Genomic DNA, 18703 nt, shown 5'->3' with positions numbered 1-18703 from the left:
GAAAAAGGGATGTCGGTGGCTCCGTCTAAACTAGGACCATGGAAATCGAGATCGGCCGTTCCAAGCGCGCACGCCGCGTATACGCCTTTGACGACATCGCGGTGGTGCCCAGTCGGCGCACCCGCGACCCGGAGGACGTGTCGGTTAGCTGGACCATCGATGCGTACCAGTTCGCCATTCCGGTACTCGCCGCGCCAATGGACTCCGTCGTTTCGCCCACCACGGCCATCATGATGGGGCAGCTCGGCGGCGTCGGTGTTCTCGACCTCGAGGGCCTCTGGACCCGGCACGAGAACCCCGAGCCGCTGCTCGCTGAAATTCGCAACCTGCCCGCCGATAAGGCCACAGCACGCATGCAGGAGATGTACTCCGCGCCGATTCAGCCGGCCCTGGTCACCGCCCGGCTCGCGGAGATTCGTGCGGGAGGGGTCACGGTGGCCGGAGCGCTCTCGCCCCAGCGCACCCAGGAACTCTATGAAACCGTCGTTGCCGCGGGCGTCGACCTGTTCGTCATTCGCGGAACCACAGTGTCGGCGGAGCACGTGTCGCAGAACCAGGAACCGCTCAACCTCAAGAAGTTCATCTACGAACTCGATGTACCCGTTATCGTCGGTGGCGCGGCCACCTACACGGCGGCGCTGCACCTCATGCGCACGGGCGCCGCGGGCGTTCTGGTCGGTTTCGGCGGGGGAGCGGCGTCGACCACCCGCGCGACCCTCGGCATCCACGCGCCGATGGCGACTGCTGTAGCGGATGTCGCCGGCGCGCGCCGCGACTATATGGACGAATCCGGTGGGCGCTACGTCCACGTCATCGCTGACGGCGGCCTCGGTGCCTCGGGGGACATCGTCAAGGCCATCGCCTGCGGCGCCGACGCCGTCATGCTCGGAACCGCGCTGGCCCGGGCGACGGATGCCCCCGGTGGCGGATTCCATTGGGGCGCCGAGGCGCACCACGCGCAGCTGCCGCGCGGCAAGCGGGTCGAGGTGGGCACAGTGGCCCCGCTCGAAGAGATTCTGTATGGCCCGGCACCGGTCGCCGATGGCACGGCCAACCTCATTGGCGCGTTGCGTCGGTCGATGGCAACCACCGGATACTCCGATCTCAAGGAATTTCAGCGAGTGGAAGTGGTTGTCGCGCCGTACCGAGTGAACTAGCGTCGAAAACAGACGTACTTTTCAGCATTACCCGCAACACTGATGTCGCAGTTGTTTGTCGCACCTCCCCTGACCTCTCGTCTTAAACACTGAGTCTGAACAGGAGTAGTAATGGCCTCCCACAATTCGGTCACGCGGTCCACAAAAATGGGTCCTGAGGAGCGGGTCTCCGCTCTCGCCAAGCTCAGAGAAAAGGAACTCGACATTCTCGTCGTCGGCGGCGGCATCGTCGGCGCCGGCGCCGCACTCGATGCCGTCACCCGCGGTCTGAGCGTGGGCATCCTCGAGGCGCGGGACTGGGCGTCGGGCACCTCGAGCCGGTCGTCCAAGCTCGTGCATGGTGGCATCCGCTACTTGGAGCAGCTCGACTTTCGCCTCGTGCGCGAAGCGCTCACCGAGCGTGGTCTGCTGTTGCAGCGCATCGCCCCGCACTTGGTGAAGCCGGTCCGGTTTCTCTATCCGCTCAAGAAGCGCTTTACCGAGCGGTTCTATATCGGCGCCGGAATGCTGCTCTATGACATCTTCTCCTACACCGGCGGTCGCCCGCCCGGCGTGCCGCACCACCGCCACCTGTCGAAGAGTCAGGTGCAGAAGCTCATGCCGAGCCTGGCCAACGACGCCCTGATCGGCGGTATCACCTACTACGACGCCCAGGTCGACGACGCCCGCTACGTCTCGTCACTCGTGCGCACCGCCTCGTTCTATGGTGCCCATGCGGCCAGCCGGGTGCGCGTCGAAGGCTTCATCAAGGTGGGGGAGCGCGTCGTCGGCGTGCGCGCCCACGACCTGCAGACCGACGAACACTTCGAGGTGCGGGCCAAGCAGGTCGTGAACGCGACCGGGGTCTGGACCGACGACACCCAGCGCATGGTTGGCGAGCGGGGAACCTTCAAGGTGCGGGCGTCGAAAGGTGTGCACCTCGTGGTGCCGCGCGACCGGTTCCAGAGCGCCATGGGCCTGTTGCTGCGCACCGAGAAGAGCGTCTTGTTCGTCATCCCCTGGGGCCGGCACTGGCTCATCGGCACGACCGATACCGACTGGTACCTCGACAAGGCGCATCCCGCCGCGACGGCGGCCGACATCGACTACATCCTCGAACACATCAATGAAGTTTTGACGGTACCTCTGACCAGGGAAGACGTCGAGGGTGTCTACGCTGGCCTGCGTCCATTGCTGGCCGGTGAGAGTGACCAGACTTCCAAGTTGTCCCGCGAACACCTCGTCGGACACTCCGTTCCCGGCCTCGTCGTGATCGCCGGCGGCAAATGGACCACCTACCGCATCATGGCCAAGGACGCAGTGGATGCCGCAGTGTCGGCCCTCGATGGCCGCATTCCCGCTTCGGCGACCCAGGACATCCCCTTGCTCGGTGCTGAGGGCTATCAGGCGGCGTGGAATAAGCGCGGCAAGATAGCCAAGGCGTTCGGTGTGCACACCGTGCGGGTGGAACACCTGCTCAACCGCTACGGAACCCTCACCGACGAGCTGCTTGACCTCATTCGCGCCAACCCGGCGCTCGCCGAACCGTTGCCTGGCGCCGACGACTACATCGGTGCTGAGGTCGTCTACGCGGCCTCGCACGAAGGCGCGCTGCACCTCGAAGACGTGCTCGCGCGCCGCACCCGCATCTCGATCGAGGCGTGGGACCGCGGGGTTTCGGCCGCGCCGGTCGCCGCAGCGCTGATGGCGGGCGTGCTCGGCTGGGACCAGGAGCGCATCGACCGCGAGGTCGGCTTCTATCTCACCCGGGTTGCCGCCGAGCGTGCGTCGCAGGAGGAGCCGAACGACGAATCCGCTGACCGGGTGCGTCTCGAGGCCCCCGACATCGTGGTCACCAACTAGCCCGCCCGCGCCCGCGGTGGTCGTGCAACCTGTCGGTGGTCGCGCCAGCTGTCGGTGGTCGCGCCTCCTTTAGCGGGAGCGCCCACCGGCACCGGGCGCGGTGACGGCGCAAGAACGCGGGTGTGCTATCGAGTCCGGGGGACGCCGCTTCGCGGGAGGAACATTCCGAAAGCCTCGAGGTCGCGCGCGACCGGCCAGTCCCACCGCGAAACGGATGGTCCGCACGCGCGAAGTCGATCTTCACGGCGCTTCTCGTTCATCACGACCTCGTCGGTGGTGCGTCCGCTCATGTAGGCCTCCTTGACGTACTTGCCGAGCCCGTCGAACTCGCCGACCTTGTTGATGCTTCGCCAGAAGAAGTCGACATAAGCGATGAACCCTGCGGCATCGCGCGAAGCGCACCTGCAACTCGGCGCGCGTCACCAGTATCGTCACGGGACTGCCTTCGGGTGCCATCCTGCGTGGTACGTGAATGGCCTTGTCCATCATCGCGACAGCCTGCGGAAACGGCAGCACGCGCGCCATCGTGACGGCGGTCTGCGCCGCGGACGTGACCAACAGTCCGCCGCGCGCGATAGCGCCGCTCGGCAGGGCGTTCGGGGTGGTGGCGCTGTGCCGCACGATTCCGGGCTGGGAACGACCGCTCAACGCCTGCGGGACGGTGATGTGGACATCCGTCGGCCAGCTTGCGGGTCGTGGGAATCCCCAGATCGCCGCCGCAGAGTGGTGGGAGAACACCGGTGGATCGGCGCTGACCGCTCACCGGGCCGAGTGCCGCAGGTCGCGCCAACTCTAGCGGGAGCGCCCACCGGCACTGGGCGCGGTGACGCACCAGGTGGCGCGCGGACGGCAAAAGCGGCTCCGGTAGAATAAAGGAACTGCCCCTAGACCTCAGGAGTCATGACAATGGTTGATGTTCGGCGGGTCAAACTTCCCGGCGTGGGTGTTCTGCACACCTTCATCACGGATGACGGTGGCAAGGTCGGCGTCATCGCCCACCGCTCCGGCCACAGCGACCTCATCACCTTCGCCGACGAGGAGGGCGGGCCCGACGCGAGCAAGGTCTCGCTCCGGCTCAACGAAGACGAGGCGCACACCCTCGCCGAGTTGCTCGGCGGTACCCAGATCACCGAGTCGCTCAGTGCCCTCGACCAGATTCCCGGCCTCAGTATCGACTGGTTCACCGTCGACTACGAAGACCATATCGCCGGCCAGCCCCTCGGTAATCCGGCCGACCGCGGCATCGCCGGACTCACCGTCGTCGCCGTCGTGCGCGGCGAATCGGCCAACCCTGCCCCCGCTGCCGACTTCAAGGTCTTCCCCGGTGACACCCTGGTCGTCGCGGGTTCGCCCGAAAAAGTCGTCAAGGCCTTCGCATTCTTCCGCACCGGTGAAGTGAAGGCGAAGACCGTCGACGCTCCACCCGGGGGGTAAGCGATGCACGTGGGCGAAGATCTCCTCGTTCTTGGCACCCTGCTCGTCGTCGCTTATGTTCTTGGCCGCCTGGGCAAAGTGATCGGGCTCCCCACCATCCCGATCTATATGATCGTGGGCCTTCTCGCGAGCCCGAACACCGACTTCTTTCCCCTCGACTTTGAGTCCGGCGACATCGAACTCATCGCGGTGTTCGGCCTGATCCTGTTGTTGTTCAGCCTTGGCCTCGAGTTCGACCAGGAGGAATTCTTCGGCAACGCCAAAACCCTGATCATCTCCGGCGGATCCTGGATTCTCATCAACATGGGCGCCGGCTTCATTTTCGGCCTGCTCGTGGGTTGGGGGCCGCGCGAAGCCCTCGTCATCGCCGGCATGACCGGTACCTCCTCGAGCGCGATCATCACCAAACTGCTCATCGAGCTTCGCCGCCTCGCGAACAAAGAGACACCGATGATCCTCGGCGTGACCGTGGTCGGCGACATCTTCATCGCCATCTACCTGTCGATTGTCTCCGTCGTGCTCAGTGGCAAGACCGAGATCTGGCCGATCGTGCTCCAGCTTTCTATCGCATTCCTCTTTCTCGTGGCCATGTTCTCGCTCGCCAGGTGGGGCGGCCGAGTGGTGTCCCGCCTTATGCGCACCAAAGACGATGAACTGTTCACGATTTTGTTCTTCGGCCTCGTGGTGTTGTTCGGTGGCATCGGTGAGATTATCGGCGTGACCGACGCGATTGGCGCATTCCTGATCGGTGTCGTGCTCGGAGCGAGCAGCTACCGCGCCCGAATCGAGCGCGTCGCGGTACCGTTGCGCGACATTTTCGCGGCGTTCTTCTTTCTCAACTTCGGCCTCGCCCTCGACGTGGCCCAGTTCGGATCGGTGATCGGCGTGGTGCTCGTGGCCATCGTGATGACCTTCGTCTTGAGCCTGCTGTCGGGAGCGCTGCTGGCCTGGCTGCACAAAATGGGTCCACGCGAGGCCCTCAACACCGCCGCGATCTTCGTCAACCGCGGCGAGTTCACATTGATTCTGGCAACGCTCTCCGTCGCGGCCGGGCTCGACCCGCGGTTGCAACCGTTCGCGGGCCTCTACGTTTTGGTCATGGCGATTCTTGGTCCGCTGTTCGCGGCGAATTCCGAGAAAATCGGGTCGGCCCTGCGTCGCCGCGTGCCAGCATCCGCTACCACGCGTGCGCCGCGCAACCCGATGCTCGACGAGGAGATCGCGCTGGTCGAGGCAGCGACAACCGCTCAGGCGACGGATGCCGACGAGGCCACCCGGCGCGCGGCCAAGCGGATGGTCGACTCGGCCAATTCCCAAGCGTCGGCCGATACGCTAAACGCAGCGAAACGCTTGCATTCAGCCGATTCCGGTTCGGATTCTATGGCCGATTTCGCTCTCGGTCAGCATTCCCCAGAACCCGATGACACGACCGAGACACCAACACGCAAACCCGGGCGAGAAACGCACACAGGTGACTATTCGTGATCAGAATGATGCTGCGCCCCCGCTGGGTGGCCGCGCTACTGCTTGCCCTCGGTATTGCCGCAGCCTTTGCCCTGCTCGGGCACTGGCAGCTGGAGCGCGCCATCGAGTCCGGCGTCGTAGTGGAGCGAGCGACCGAGCAGGTGAAGCCGCTCGCCGAAGTGGCGCAGCCTGACGGCGGGGTGACACAGATCGCGACCGGCCAGATGGTAGCCACCACGGGTGCCTGGGTGGCCGGTGATGAGGCGCTGATCACCACCCGCTTCAACGGCGGTGTCGAAGGGTTCTGGGTCGTCAGCCATTTTCGAACGGATACCGCCGCCAGCATCGCTGTCGCGCGCGGCTGGGCGCCAGACAGAGCCACGGCCGAGGCCGTCATCGCTGAACTTCAGACCGAACCGAAAAACACCCCGGTTACCCTGACCGGGCGTTTTCTCACGGGGGAGGCCCCTGAGCTGCCCGACCCCGAGGGCGATTCGATGGAGCTGACGAAGGTCGCGCCATCCGCTTTGATCAATCTGTGGGCCGATTTCACGGACGAGTCGGTCTATTCGGCTTACATCGTCAGCGCTGACGCCACGGCCGGCCTCGACCTGATTGACTCCCCGGTACCCCAAGTCGACCAGTCGCTGAACTGGCTGAACATCTTCTACGCCATCGAGTGGGTCGTCTTCGCTGGGTTCGCCGTGTTCTTCTGGTACCGACTAGTGCGCGATGCCCTGGAACGCGAGCAGGAAGAAGCCGCGCTCGAAGACGTGGCTGCAGGGGCTCCCAGCACGGGCGCATAGAATTGCCCTATGCCACTTGATCCCAAGCCCGCCGACGTCTCTCGAATCCCCGGTGCGCTGCGGCTCTACCAGGTGTCGTCCATCATCACCGGTGTTTTTCTGCTGCTGCTCTGCGCCGAGGTCTATGCCAAGTTCGTGCTCGGCTACGAACTCGAGATGAACGGCTCCGAGGGTTTTCTTGCCTTCGTGCCGCGCGACACGGTCGTCGCGATCAACCTCAGCACGATCATTCTGATCGTGCACGGCTGGTTCTACGTGCTGTACCTGTTCGCCGATTTCCGCTTATGGAGCCTGATGCGCTGGCCGTTGCCACGCTTCGTGCTGATCGCGCTCGGCGGCATCATCCCCACGCTCTCGTTCTTTCTGGAAGGCCCCATGACCCGCCGCGTCAAACGTTCCCTCGCGCAGCTCGAAGCGAAAAAGGCTGCCGAGGTGCGTTCATGAGTGACACCTTCGACACCGCGTCGGCGGAGCCGGCCCTCCCCGATTCAGGACTCGATCGGCCCGTTCTCGTGGTCGACTTCGGCGCGCAGTATGCGCAGCTGATCGCACGGCGCGTGCGTGAGGCATCCGTCTATTCGGAGATCGTGCCGCACAGCATCACCGCCGCCGAGGTGCTCGCCAAAAACCCGCGCGGAATCGTCCTGAGCGGTGGGCCATCGAGTGTCTACGCCGAGGGGGCGCCCACTTTCGATGCCGCGATCTTTGAGCTCGGCGTGCCCGTGCTCGGTATTTGCTACGGCTTCCAGGTGATGGCGACCGCACTCGGCGGTACCGTCGCCCAGACCGGAGCCCGCGAATACGGCTCGACCCCGGTCGTCGTGAGCAACGCCGACAACGTTCTGTTGGCCGACCAGCCCGACAGCCAGACGGTCTGGATGAGCCACGGCGACTCGGTTGCCACCGCGCCCGACGGCTTCACCGTGCTTGCCTCGTCGACGTCGACTCTGGTCGCCGCGTTTGCCAACGATGAGAAGCGGCTCTATGGCGTGCAGTGGCACCCCGAGGTCAAACACTCCGAAAACGGCCAGCATGTGCTGGAAAACTTTCTGCACCGTGCCGCCGGCATCAACCCCGACTGGAACAGCGGCAACGTCATCGCGGAGCAGGTTGCCAAGATTCGGGCCCAGGTCGGCACCGGAAAGGTCATCTGCGGCCTCTCCGGCGGAGTCGATTCCGCCGTGGCCGCAGCCCTCGTGCACAAGGCCATCGGTGACCAGCTGGTGTGCGTCTTCGTCGACCACGGCCTATTGCGCGAAGACGAGCGCCGCCAGGTCGAGGAGGACTACGTCAAGGCCACCGGCATCCGCCTAGTTACCGTGGATGTGCGCGAGCAGTTCCTTGATGCGCTGAAAGGCGTGAGCGACCCGGAGACCAAGCGCAAAATCATCGGTCGCGAGTTCATCCGCACCTTCGAGCAGGCCCAGGCTGAACTGATCGAAGAGGCCAAGGAAATCGACGGCGACCCGATCCGCTTCCTGGTGCAGGGCACCCTCTACCCCGACGTCGTCGAGTCCGGCGGCGGCAGCGGCACCGCCAACATCAAGAGCCACCACAACGTGGGCGGCCTGCCCGACGACCTCAAGTTCGAACTGGTCGAACCGCTGCGTACCCTGTTCAAAGACGAGGTGCGCGCGATCGGTGCCGAGCTCGGCTTGCCAGCCGAAATTGTGCAGCGCCAGCCTTTCCCAGGCCCCGGCCTGGGCATTCGCATCGTCGGGTCGATCACCCAGGAACGCCTCGATCTGCTGCGCAAAGCGGATGCGATCGTGCGCTTCGAGTTGACCGCCGCCGGCCTCGACCGTGAGATCTGGCAGTGCCCGGTCGTTCTGCTCGCCGATGTGCGGTCAGTGGGCGTGCAGGGCGACGGACGTACCTACGGGCATCCCATCGTGCTGCGCCCGGTGTCGTCGGAAGACGCCATGACCGCCGACTGGACCCGCCTGCCCTACGACCTGCTGGCGAAGATTTCGAACCGCATCACCAACGAGGTCGACGGGGTGAACCGCGTGGTGCTCGACGTCACGTCGAAGCCACCGGGAACCATTGAGTGGGAGTGATCCCCACGTAAGGGGCTAGTCGTGCTCGCACTCGTTGGGAATGACGATGGCCGCCAGGACCGCGCAGCACACGAAGACTCCACCGCCGACGGCGATCGGCAGCGGCAGATTCACCACGGCCAGCAGGCCGCCGAGCGCGGAACCGAGCGCCAGCCCGAGAAGGCTGAGCACGCGGGACGCAGCGTTGACTCGGCCGCGCAGATCGTCGGGGACGAGTCGTTGTCGGAGAGAGGTCGCGCAGATTCCCCACGCCACAGCGTGGAGGATATAGACCGCCAGAAGCGCAGCGGCGATGGCACCACTCGTGCTGATGGAGAGCGCGAGCAGCGACACGGCACCCGTGACAAGGCTTGCGACGATCGTGCCGCGATAGCCGATGCGGCCTGTCGCGCGTGGTGTGGCGAAGGATGCGACGAGCCCACCGAGTGCGGAAACGGCGAGGATCACTCCATAGCCCAAGCCATCGAGGTGAAGCCGCTCCGCAGCGAACAGAACGAGGATCGAGAAGGAAAGCATATAGCCGACGCTCGCGAGGGCACCGATCAGGGCGAGCCCGCCAACCGTGCGGTTGCCGGCCAGCCACCGGGCACCCTGCATGGCCTCGCGAACGGCGGGCTGGCGTCGTATCAGCGCGCTTCCACTGCGCACCCCGAGCCCGCGCACCCCGAGAGTGCGCACCCCGAGAGTGCGCACCGGCAGCGCCAGTGCAAGAAGCCCGGCCGCAGCCCACAGCCCGCCCATGAGGTACAGGGGAGTCGCGGCCGCGACGGCGAACAATAATCCGCCGAGCGGGGGCCCCGCGAACTCATCGGCAACCAGCTGTGCTGCCGAGATGCGGCCATTCGCACGATCCAGCTGCTCGACCGGCACGACCCCGGGCAGCAGAGAAACAGATGCGTTATCCGCCGCGCTCTCCAGCGTTCCGACCACCGCAAACACGGCATAGAGCAGCGGCAAGGTCGCAAGCTCCAGGTGCACAAAGACGGCCAAACCGATCACGACCAGTCCCCTGATGAGGTTGGCGCCGATCAGCAGCGTGCGCCGATCGATCCGGTCGACCCAAACCCCGATGGGCAGCGCTACCAGAAGTCGAACCAGGGCGTAGGTCGTCGCCAGGCCTGCGACGAGTCGCGGATCATCGGTGAGCGATGCGGCCAGGAGCGGCATCGAGATGAACGCAACCCCGTCAGCGAGATTAGAGGAGGCACTGGATGTCCACAGCGCTCGAAAGGGGAGACCGAGCGACATGACCCCGAGTTTAGATCAGGCGCACACGATGACGGCGTCGCTGCTTGCCGACGGCGTTCTCCTCGCCGGCAGATCAGTCCTTGGGGGCCTTGAGGTAGCGACGGATAGCGATGATGACCACCCAGGCGAGGCCGAGGAGCACGATAGCGCTGCCGATATAGCCGAACGCGGCGTTCATGCCGTTTGCTTCGAGCGGGAGCAGTGCATGCAGGTCAGTAAAACTCATTGCTTCAGCCAACCACATTTTGGTGTGCCGCGGGAACGAAAAAACGCCCTCGCTCCGGGGAACGAGGGCGTTTTATCGACGGGTAATGCTATTCGCGACTGAGGGCGAAGATGCGCAGCATTTCGACGTAGAGCCAGACGACGGTCATGATGATGCCGAAGGCGCCGGTCCAGCCGTACTTGCGCGGCAGGCGGTTGTTGACGCCCTTCTGGATGAAGTCGAAGTCGAGCACGAGCGAGTACGCGGCTAGGAGAACTGCGAAAATGCCGATGATGACTCCGAGTTTGATGTCGAAGCCGAGGATGCCGATGGTGTTACTGCGCATACCGAAGGCCTGGTCGGTACCGCCGAAGATCATCATTCCCACGTTGATCAGCGAGAACGCGGCGTAGCCGATCATGGCGACCAGAAAGATCTTGGTGGCTTTCTTCGAGGCGCGGATCTTGCCGCTCTTGAACAGCGCCAGGGTGACGGCGACCACGACGAGGGTGGCGAGAACCGCTTGCACCACGACGCCCGGGTAGATGTCGTCGAAGACACGCGAGATTCCACCGACGAACAGGCCCTGCGCCGCGGCGAAGGCCAGGATCAGCGGAGCCGACGGCTCTTTCTTGAAGGTGTTGACCAGGCCGAGCACGAAGCCGGCGATGGCTCCCAGAATGAAGAGGAAGGGAAGCACCGGCGTGGCGACCCAGGAGATCATTGCCGCCACAAGCAGCAGCGCAAAACCGAGACCGGTCTTGGTGATGGTGTCTTCATAGGTCATGCGCTCGGTGTCTTGCGAACCAGCAGACGGCCGGTTGTACATCGACTGCAGATCGTTGTCCGAGAGGGCCTGCGACGACGCCACTGCGCCGCGAGGGCCGAACGCCTCGTTGCGGGAGAAAGCGGGGTTGGAGGATGCCATGTGTTGCTGTACTCACAATCAGCTGGGGGAGTAACGGGTGCGCGCGGGCGGACCAACACGCAGCGCCTGGTGCGGCACATCTTCAAAGGTACCCGAGAGCGCATTCGAATGTGCTGGGGATCAGCCGATTTGCAGTATTCCGGGCGGCACGCGAATGCGTTTCGCTAGCAGCGGATTTGCCCCGCAGCATCCGTTCTGGCGGCGCGGTTAGCCTGAAACCATGCAAGCGATCGTCATTGGCCACCGCGGGGCGAGTGGCCACCGGCCAGAGCACACGCGTGCCGCCTTCAATCTTGCCTTCGCGCTCGGGGCCGACGCCGTCGAACCCGACCTGGTGGCAACTCGCGACGGTGTTCTCGTGATCCGCCACGAAAACGAGATCTCCGGTACCACGGATGTCGCCACGCGCGCCGAATTCGGCGCTCGCCGCACCGAAAAGTACGTCGACGGCAAGCTGGTCACCGGCTGGTTCACCGAGGACTTCACCTGGGCAGAATTGAGCACCCTGCGCGCCAGGGAACGGTTGCCGAACCTGCGGCAGAGCAACACGACCTTCGACGGCCAGCAGCCGATTCTGCGACTGCGGGACCTGTTCGATCTCGTCGACGCCGCGGCCGAGCAGACCGATCGGGTGCTCGGCATCGTCGCCGAGATCAAGCACGGCAACTATTTTGCGGGGCTCGACCTGCCCCTGGCCGAACTGTTCGCCGCCGAAGTGTCCGCGGCCGGCTGGAACACCGACCGGCTCACCGTGGAGAGCTTCGAACCGAGCGTGCTCGCCCAGGTGCGCGCCCAAGGCGTGCGCGGCAAACGCATCTTCCTGCTCGAAGACCAAGGGCACCCGGCCGACCAGGTCGCCGAGCACGGAGCCGGCGCGCTGCCTTACACCGACCACCTCACGCCAGACGGGCTTGCGAACCTCGCCGCCGGGCCGGAAAGCATCGACGGCATCAGCGTCGTGAAATCGCTCATTCTCGAAACGGATGACGGGGGCGACGTTGTCGGGGCATCCGCTTTGGTCGATGATGCCCACAAAGCAGGGCTGGAGATTTACTGCTGGACTCTGCGGCCAGAGAATAAGTTTCTGGCGAAAACGTTCCGGCGCGGTATTCGTCGAGCGGACTTCGGCCATTGGCAGGCGGAGTTTCGCCTCATTCTCGAGACGGGTATCGACGGTGTGTTCGTTGACCACCCCGATCTGGCCGTGCACGTGCGCGACGGGTTGCGCTGACCCGCCCGCCTGTCAGGGGCCTCGCCTACACTGGAAACCGCCATGATCACACCTCTTAACGCAGAATCCGCGCCCGAAACCTCAAATCGTTCGGCCACGCCGATTATTCTCGATTCGAACGGGTACGCCGGCACGGGGCAAAGCGAACAGAGCCCACTGCTCGACGGGCTCAACCCGCAGCAGAAAGAGGCGGTCGAATACCGAGGCCAGGCGTTGCTCATCATCGCCGGCGCCGGTTCGGGCAAGACCAGCGTACTGACCCGTCGGGTCGCAAGCCTGCTGGAAACCCGCGATGCCTGGCCAAGCCAGATTCTCGCCATCACCTTCACCAATAAGGCCGCCGCCGAAATGCGCGAACGCGTGCACGCCATCCTCGGCCAGGGCTCCGATGGAATGTGGATCAGCACCTTCCACTCGTCGTGCGTGCGCATACTGCGCCGCGAAGCCGAGAAGATCGGCCTTGCCCGCACGTTCAGCATTTACGACTCGGCCGACACCAAGGTCACCCTCAAGCGCATCATCAAGGGGCTCGACGCCGATACCTACGGGTTCACTCCCGGCTCGGCGGGCGCCAAGATCTCCAAGCTCAAGAATGAGCTCGCCGACGCCGATTCCTACGCCCGCAATGCGAACATGAGCGACCCGCAGGAGGTCATGTTCGTCGAGATTTTTCGACAGTACTCGGCCCGACTACGCGCCGCGAGCGCGCTGGACTTCGACGACCTCATCGGCGAGACCGTCTACCTGTTCCGCGCATTCCCCAAGGTGGCCGCCCTGTATCGGCGCAGGTTTCGGCACCTGCTGGTCGACGAATACCAGGACACCAACCACGCCCAGTACGCCCTCGTGCACGAGCTCACCCGGCCGGTCACCGCCGAGCTCGCCAGGGAGATGGAAGACGACGGCGTACACGTGCGTAACCTGCGTGACGCCACCGGCGCCATCCCCGGGGCGTCGCTGACCGTGGTCGGTGACTCCGACCAGTCGATCTATGCCTTCCGCGGGGCAGACACCCGAAACATCAGCGGTTTTGAACGGGACTACCCGGGAGCAAAGGTGATTCTGCTGGAGCAGAACTACCGGTCGACCCAGAACATTCTCTCGGCAGCGAATGCGGTGATCGGCCACAACTTCGACCGCACCGACAAGAAGCTCTGGAGTGCCGGCGGCGACGGCGAGAAGATCGTCGGTTTTACCGCGTATTCCGGACACGACGAAGCCCAGTTCGTCTCCGATGAGATCCAGGTGCTGCACGCCGCCGGCATGGCCTACCGCGACATGGCGGTGTTCTATCGCACCAACGCGCAGACCCGAGCGCTCGAAGAGATTTTGGTGCGCTCGGCCACGCCGTACCGGGTGGTCGGGGGCACCAAGTTCTACGAGCGAGCCGAAATCAAGGATGCCCTGGCCTACCTCATCGCCGTCGCCAACCCGGTCGACGAACTCGCCCTCCGCCGCATTCTGAACACCCCCAAGCGTGGCATCGGCCCGGCCACCGAAACCGGGCTGTCGAGCTTCGCCGACGACAACGAACTCACCTTCCGGCAGGCCATGCGCAACTCGGCCGCACTCGGCCTCGGCCCCAAGGTGACCGGGGCCATCCTGAAACTGGCCGAACTGCTCGACGCCGCAGCGCTCATGCTCGTGCCGACCTCGGTCACCGATGACGGTGTGCCGGTCGGTGGCTCCAACGTGTCCGAAGTGCTGGAGTTTCTGCTGAGCGGCAGCGGGCTGCTTGCCGTACTGCGCAACAGCCGCGACCCGCAAGACGAGGTTCGGGCCGAGAACATCGAAGAGCTCGTCGCCCAGACCAAGGACTTCAACAAGGAAAACCCCGACGGCGGCCTGGTTGACTTTCTCACGCAGGTCTCCCTCGTGGCTGCGGCTGACGACCTCGACGACGCCTCCGGCACGGTCTCGTTGATGACCCTGCACACCGCGAAGGGCCTCGAATACGAGGCCGTGTTCCTGACCGGCGTTGAAGAAGGGCTGCTGCCGCACCAGATGTCGGCGAACGAACCCGGCGGCCCCGCAGAGGAACGCCGCCTGTTCTACGTCGGCATCACCCGTGCCCGCAAACGGCTCTATCTCTCGCTCGCTATGACGAGGGCCCAGTTCGGCGACATCAACGTGGCCATGCCGAGCCGATACCTGCAGGAGATTCCGGCCGATCTCATCGACTGGAAGCAGTCGCCGGGCATGGCTAACTCCCGCGGGGGCACGCAGCCGCGGGCGCTCAACGCGCGACGCGACGGCGGCTTCGGCGGCTTCGGCAACTCGCTGGGCGGATCGGGCAGTTCAGATGGATTCGGCGGGCGCAGCAGTGGCAGCAACAGCGCGAAGCAGACCGGCCTGCCGCCGGGCAAGCCCAAGACCGAGTGGGCCAACAAGATCACCGGAACGGTGCGCGACAACGGCACCCTCGAGCTGGAAGCGGGCGACCGCATCCGTCATCACGACTTCGGCGAGGGCCGGGTCAATCAGGTCACCGGTGAGGGCACCAAGCGCATCGCGCACGTGCAGTTCGACACAGCGGGTGCCAAAAAGCTGTTGATCAAGATCGCCCCGATCGAAAAGATCTAGCGTTCTGCGTCCGCTGTGCTCGACGCATTGGTAACACACAGACTGTTCACAGGCTCTCGATAGCTGTTCGAGGGGCGCCCGCCCGATGCTCGTCTCATGAGCCTCGATACGCGCAAAACTCGAATCGGCACCGCGCCTGCGAACACCCCACGGGTGACCTCGCCGCACCCCGCATACAAAAAACGGATGCGCCTCGCTGACAGCCTGCAGATTCTCTGTGTTGCCTCGGTCGCCATCGTGGTCGCCATCTTTCTCGCGGATGGGGGAGCAGCCAAGTTCGGCACCCCCGCCGACGCATTCACGTCCCTGGGAATCGTCGCGGGCCTGGTCGGAACCGACTTGCTGCTCATAATGCTCGTGCTGGCCGCTCGGCTGCCCCCGATCGACCGCGCCTTCGGGCACGACCAGGCTATGGCCGTGCATCAGTCGCTCGGCAAGCCGGCCCTCTACCTCATCCTCGGTCACGCTGCGCTGCTCATCACCGGCTATGCGCTCGCCGAAAACGTCAACGTTGTTGCCGAGACCTGGAACATGTTCACGACCCTGCCTGACATGCCGCTCGCCTTTCTCGGCCTGGCGCTCATGATCGGTGTCGTCATCACCTCGCTCGTGGTGGTGCGCCGCAAGTTTCGCTATGAGGCCTGGCACGCCGTGCATCTGCTCGCCTACTTCTCGGTGCTCGTGGCCATCCCGCACCAGTTGAGCGTCGGTGGTCTGCTCCGGGACGGTGCCATTGCCCGGTATTACTGGCTCGCCCTGTACGCGGCGGTAGCCGGCTCCATCATCGTGTTCCGATTTTTGCTGCCGGTCATCCGGTCATTGCGCCACCGCCTCGTCGTGGACCGCGTGGACGCGGTCGCTCCAGGCGTCGCCTCAATCACCCTGACCGGCCGAAAGCTGGACAGGCTCCGGGCGACCTCCGGACAGTTCTTCGTCTGGCGGTTCTGGGCCGATGGACTCTGGTGGCAGGCGCATCCGTTTTCGCTGTCGTCAGCGCCGAGTGAGCGCGGACTGCGCATCACGGTTCGCGGCCTGGGCGATGCTTCGAAGCAGCTTCCCCACTTGAAACGCGGCACCCGGGTCAGCTTCGAAGGTCCATATGGGCTGTTCACCGAGAACGCTCGAACCTCGCTCCGCGTTGTGCTGATCGCCGCAGGCATCGGCGTCGCCCCCATTCGGTCGCTCTTAGAAACGGTGTCGTTCGCGCCCGGCAACGCCACAGTACTGCTCCGCTCGCACAACCTTGGCGATACCTACCTGGTCGACGAACTCACCGACCTGTGCCGGCTGCGCGGCGCCGAGCTGCGCATAATCGCCGGCAAACGCCCCCAGGGAGTCAGTACCTGGCTTCCCGCAGATGCCGTCAGGGCCCGAATCTCCCTGAGCACGATCGTGCCCGAGCTCGAAAGCTCAGACATCTATATCTGCGGTCCCCGACCCTGGACCGACGCCGTCGTGCGCGACGCCCGCTCTGCCGGGGTGCCCAAAAAGCAGATCCACTACGAAAGGTTTGACTGGTGAGAGCACGCGCGGTAGCCCTGGCCACCCTGGCCTCCGTTTCGATCGTCGGTATCGGGTGGCAGTTGGGATCCTCGGCGATTGAGGCCTCGCAGAGCCTGACCGCGTCCAGCGGCGGCACCGCGACGGCCGCTGCCGCATCAGCGGCCCAGGCGGCAGCGCAGTCAGGCACCTTCACCGGCGCGGTGGTGCCGACCCAATACGGCAACATGCAGGTGTCGGTGACCCTCGCCAACGGCGCGATCACCGAGGTCACCCCGCTGCAGCTGACCAACCGTGGGGGCCGGTCGGCCGGTATCAGTAATCAGGCCGCGCCGATTCTGCGCTCCGAGGTGCTCACCGCGCAGTCCGCGAACGTGCACAACGTCAGCGGTGCCACGTACACGAGCGAGGGCTACCTCCGGTCGCTGCGATCAGCGCTTGATACGGCCGGATTCTAGGGTGGCGATTGTGGGCGGGGACTACGAGCGGATGCCGGCGCGCACCTGTGCAACGATGGGGACGGTCGTGAGCCTGCGCCTGGGTGGTTCCGCCGGAGATGTTGATTCCGCTGCCGTCGAAGTGGTCAAGTCGGTATTTCGTCGCTGGGACGAGCAGTTCAGCTTGTACCGGGAGGACTCGGAACTGAGTCGCATCGCGCGCGGGGACATCCGTTTGACCGAGGCGAGTCAGAGTCTGCGCACCTGCTACGCCCTCGCGTTGGACTGGCGTGAACGCACCCAGGGCGTGTTCACGCCACATCGTGCCGATGGCGTCATCGACCTCTCGGGCGTGGTCAAGGCTCTCGCCATCGCCGAAGCCGTTTGGTCGTCTGGTGGCGCAACGATTCTGCTGCTTCGAATCGACCGCGCTCGCGTGGGCGAGAGGCTGATCCTGAAATCAGGCCGCGGTTGGCGTCCGCTGGCGGCCTCGGCGGAGCAGGAGCGCGGCGATGGCCCGCCAGCCGAGCAGGAACAGGCCGAGGACGATGGTCGTGACGATCGCGAAACTAAGTTGAACGCCCTGACCGCTGGCGAGGCGCAGCAGCAGGCCACCCGCTACGGTGGCAATCCAAATGCCGACGCCGGTCCAGACGATACGGCGCGGGTGTCGCCAGGCACGCAGCAGGAGCCAGCCGATAATCAGGCCGCCGAGGAACGGCCAATAGGTCACGCCGAGTCCCGCCAGACTCTCGCCGTGGCTCAATCGGCCGATCGCAGCGAAAGCCAGCACGAGGGCCGCGTCAAAAACGCCCGCCGTACTGATCGATGATCGCGATATGGAGCCAGCTCCGATGCGCAGTGTTGCCATTTTTTCAGCCTATCCACCCGGTCGGCACGGAACCCGGAGTTGGCTGTGAGCCCAGCTCGATCAGACGCTGCCGCCGATGAGGGCGCCGATCACATAGGTCACGGCGAGGGCGAGGATTCCGCCGATGACGATGCGGGCGATGGCCCGCGACTTGGGGCTGTTGCCGAGGTGGGCGCTGAGCCAGCCGGTGATGACGAGGGCGATCAGGACCGCGACGAACGTGGCGCCGATACGGTATTCGGCCGGCGGCAGCAGTACGGCGAGTAGGGGGAGCGCGGCGCCGACGGTGAAGGCGATAGCGGATGCGTAGGCCGCATGCCAGGGGTTCGACACGTCTTGTTCGGTGATGTGCAACTCAACCTCGAGGTGGGCTGCGAGAGCGTCATGCTTGGTGAGCTCGACTGCCACCTGCCGGGCGGTGACGGATGAGAGTCCCTTGGCTTCGTAGAAGCCAGCCAATTCGGCGAGCTCCTCCTCGGGCTCGTTCTCGAGTTCCCAGGTTTCCTTGGCGATGAGGGCGCGTTCGGAGTCGCGTTGGCTGCTCACCGAAACGTACTCGCCGAGGGCCATCGAAATGGCGCCGGCGAGCAGGCTCGCAACCCCGGCGATGAGGATGACGTGGGAGTCGGTGGTGGCTGCGGCAACACCGACGACAAGGGCGGCGACGGAGACGATGCCATCGTTCGCGCCGAGAACACCGGCGCGCAGCCAGTTCAGCCGGGAAGCGAGGCCGGCGGCGTGCGGTTCCACCGCTTGAGCAAGATCAGTCATAGTACTAGATAAGCACCCAGCGGGAGCGTCGTCCAGCAAGGTGTGGCTAGCCTTCGCGGTGGCGTTTCGTGGCAGCACGGCGGTGTTTCGGCAGCTCTGCGAGTGCGCCCTGACGCTCGAATCACGCGCTAGAGTTTTCACGGGCCGGTATGTCTTGATGTCGAGC

At 64.9% G+C, this 18703-nt stretch carries 18 protein-coding genes and 1 pseudogene; 13 read left to right on the top strand and 6 right to left on the bottom strand.

Going from position 1 to position 18703, the window contains the following annotated elements:
• Window positions 1–38 precede the first annotated feature (38 nt).
• Window positions 39–1157: a GuaB3 family IMP dehydrogenase-related protein gene (locus tag E3T27_RS11680; protein ID WP_104198421.1), complete on the top strand. Its 1119-nt coding sequence runs from the start codon at window positions 39–41 to the stop codon at window positions 1155–1157.
• A gap of 111 nt (window positions 1158–1268) precedes the next feature.
• Complete coding sequence (locus E3T27_RS11675; protein WP_134572915.1) at window positions 1269–2999, top strand: glycerol-3-phosphate dehydrogenase/oxidase; 1731 nt, start codon at window positions 1269–1271, stop codon at window positions 2997–2999.
• Window positions 3000–3124: 125 nt separating this feature from the next.
• Here the strand turns inward: E3T27_RS11675 and E3T27_RS16610 are convergent, their stop codons facing one another.
• Window positions 3125–3289: a hypothetical protein gene (locus E3T27_RS16610; protein ID WP_166786197.1), complete on the bottom strand. Its 165-nt coding sequence runs from the start codon at window positions 3287–3289 to the stop codon at window positions 3125–3127.
• Between the two features lie 182 nt (window positions 3290–3471).
• On the opposite strand from E3T27_RS16610, the gene E3T27_RS11670 reads away from it, so the two are divergent.
• The 6 genes from E3T27_RS11670 (at window position 3472) to guaA (ending at window position 8763) form a co-directional block, all read left to right on the top strand.
• Window positions 3472–3795, top strand: a complete 324-nt coding sequence (locus E3T27_RS11670; RefSeq protein ID WP_134572914.1) for a hypothetical protein — start codon at window positions 3472–3474, stop codon at window positions 3793–3795.
• Window positions 3796–3899: 104 nt separating this feature from the next.
• Window positions 3900–4433 carry a cation:proton antiporter regulatory subunit gene (locus tag E3T27_RS11665; protein WP_241992229.1) on the top strand — a complete coding sequence of 178 codons (534 nt, stop codon included), beginning with the start codon at window positions 3900–3902 and terminating at the stop codon, window positions 4431–4433.
• A 3-nt stretch (window positions 4434–4436) separates the two neighbouring features.
• Window positions 4437–5918 carry a cation:proton antiporter gene (locus tag E3T27_RS11660; RefSeq protein WP_134572912.1) on the top strand — a complete coding sequence of 494 codons (1482 nt, stop codon included), beginning with the start codon at window positions 4437–4439 and terminating at the stop codon, window positions 5916–5918.
• A 5-nt stretch (window positions 5919–5923) separates the two neighbouring features.
• Window positions 5924–6703, top strand: coding sequence for an SURF1 family protein (locus E3T27_RS11655; RefSeq protein WP_241992237.1), 780 nt, complete (start codon window positions 5924–5926; stop codon window positions 6701–6703).
• A gap of 9 nt (window positions 6704–6712) precedes the next feature.
• Window positions 6713–7147 carry a DUF3817 domain-containing protein gene (locus E3T27_RS11650; RefSeq protein WP_104198415.1) on the top strand — a complete coding sequence of 145 codons (435 nt, stop codon included), beginning with the start codon at window positions 6713–6715 and terminating at the stop codon, window positions 7145–7147.
• Window positions 7144–8763, top strand: a complete 1620-nt coding sequence (gene guaA, locus E3T27_RS11645) for a glutamine-hydrolyzing GMP synthase (protein ID WP_134572908.1) — start codon at window positions 7144–7146, stop codon at window positions 8761–8763. The genes E3T27_RS11650 and guaA overlap by 4 nt, the downstream gene beginning before the upstream one ends.
• Window positions 8764–8778: 15 nt before the next feature.
• On the opposite strand, the gene E3T27_RS11640 is transcribed toward guaA, so the two are convergent.
• From E3T27_RS11640 to E3T27_RS11635, 3 genes are all read right to left on the bottom strand, one after another.
• A complete protein-coding gene (locus E3T27_RS11640; RefSeq protein WP_134572906.1) occupies window positions 8779–10011 on the bottom strand; it encodes an MFS transporter in 1233 nt (410 codons plus the stop codon).
• Between the two features lie 73 nt (window positions 10012–10084).
• Window positions 10085–10237 (bottom strand): hypothetical protein, encoded by a 153-nt coding sequence (locus E3T27_RS16605; RefSeq protein WP_158251916.1) that lies wholly within the window; start codon window positions 10235–10237, stop codon window positions 10085–10087.
• Between the two features lie 88 nt (window positions 10238–10325).
• Complete coding sequence (locus tag E3T27_RS11635) at window positions 10326–11144, bottom strand: Bax inhibitor-1/YccA family protein (protein WP_134572904.1); 819 nt, start codon at window positions 11142–11144, stop codon at window positions 10326–10328.
• A 220-nt stretch (window positions 11145–11364) separates the two neighbouring features.
• Between E3T27_RS11635 and E3T27_RS11630 the strand changes: the two genes are divergently transcribed.
• The 5 genes and pseudogenes from E3T27_RS11630 to E3T27_RS17010 all read left to right on the top strand — a co-directional run.
• Complete coding sequence (locus tag E3T27_RS11630; protein ID WP_134572902.1) at window positions 11365–12375, top strand: glycerophosphodiester phosphodiesterase family protein; 1011 nt, start codon at window positions 11365–11367, stop codon at window positions 12373–12375.
• Window positions 12376–12417: 42 nt separating this feature from the next.
• Entirely contained in the window at window positions 12418–14958 is a 2541-nt protein-coding gene (locus E3T27_RS11625; RefSeq protein ID WP_134572900.1) for an ATP-dependent helicase, read from the top strand.
• A 186-nt stretch (window positions 14959–15144) separates the two neighbouring features.
• The gene (locus tag E3T27_RS11620) at window positions 15145–16479 is read left to right on the top strand and encodes a ferredoxin reductase family protein (RefSeq protein WP_134573040.1); all 1335 of its coding nucleotides are present in this window, start codon (window positions 15145–15147) and stop codon (window positions 16477–16479) included.
• A complete protein-coding gene (locus E3T27_RS11615; RefSeq protein WP_134572898.1) occupies window positions 16476–16916 on the top strand; it encodes an FMN-binding protein in 441 nt (146 codons plus the stop codon). Before E3T27_RS11620 ends, E3T27_RS11615 begins: the two co-directional genes overlap by 4 nt.
• 31 nt (window positions 16917–16947) lie before the next feature.
• Window positions 16948–17202, top strand: a pseudogene (locus tag E3T27_RS17010) (FAD:protein FMN transferase); the annotation flags it as partial.
• A 153-nt stretch (window positions 17203–17355) separates the two neighbouring features.
• Here E3T27_RS17010 and E3T27_RS16600 read toward each other — a convergent pair.
• Window positions 17356–17766 carry a DUF3054 domain-containing protein gene (locus E3T27_RS16600; protein ID WP_166786203.1) on the bottom strand — a complete coding sequence of 137 codons (411 nt, stop codon included), beginning with the start codon at window positions 17764–17766 and terminating at the stop codon, window positions 17356–17358.
• Window positions 17767–17826: 60 nt separating this feature from the next.
• Window positions 17827–18537: a VIT1/CCC1 transporter family protein gene (locus E3T27_RS11605; RefSeq protein WP_104198408.1), complete on the bottom strand. Its 711-nt coding sequence runs from the start codon at window positions 18535–18537 to the stop codon at window positions 17827–17829.
• Window positions 18538–18703: the final 166 nt, after the last annotated feature.

The organism is Cryobacterium lyxosi (genome assembly GCF_004403345.1).
GTDB lineage: Bacteria > Actinomycetota > Actinomycetes > Actinomycetales > Microbacteriaceae > Cryobacterium > Cryobacterium lyxosi.
This window is presented reverse-complemented; position numbering and strand designations above follow the sequence as displayed.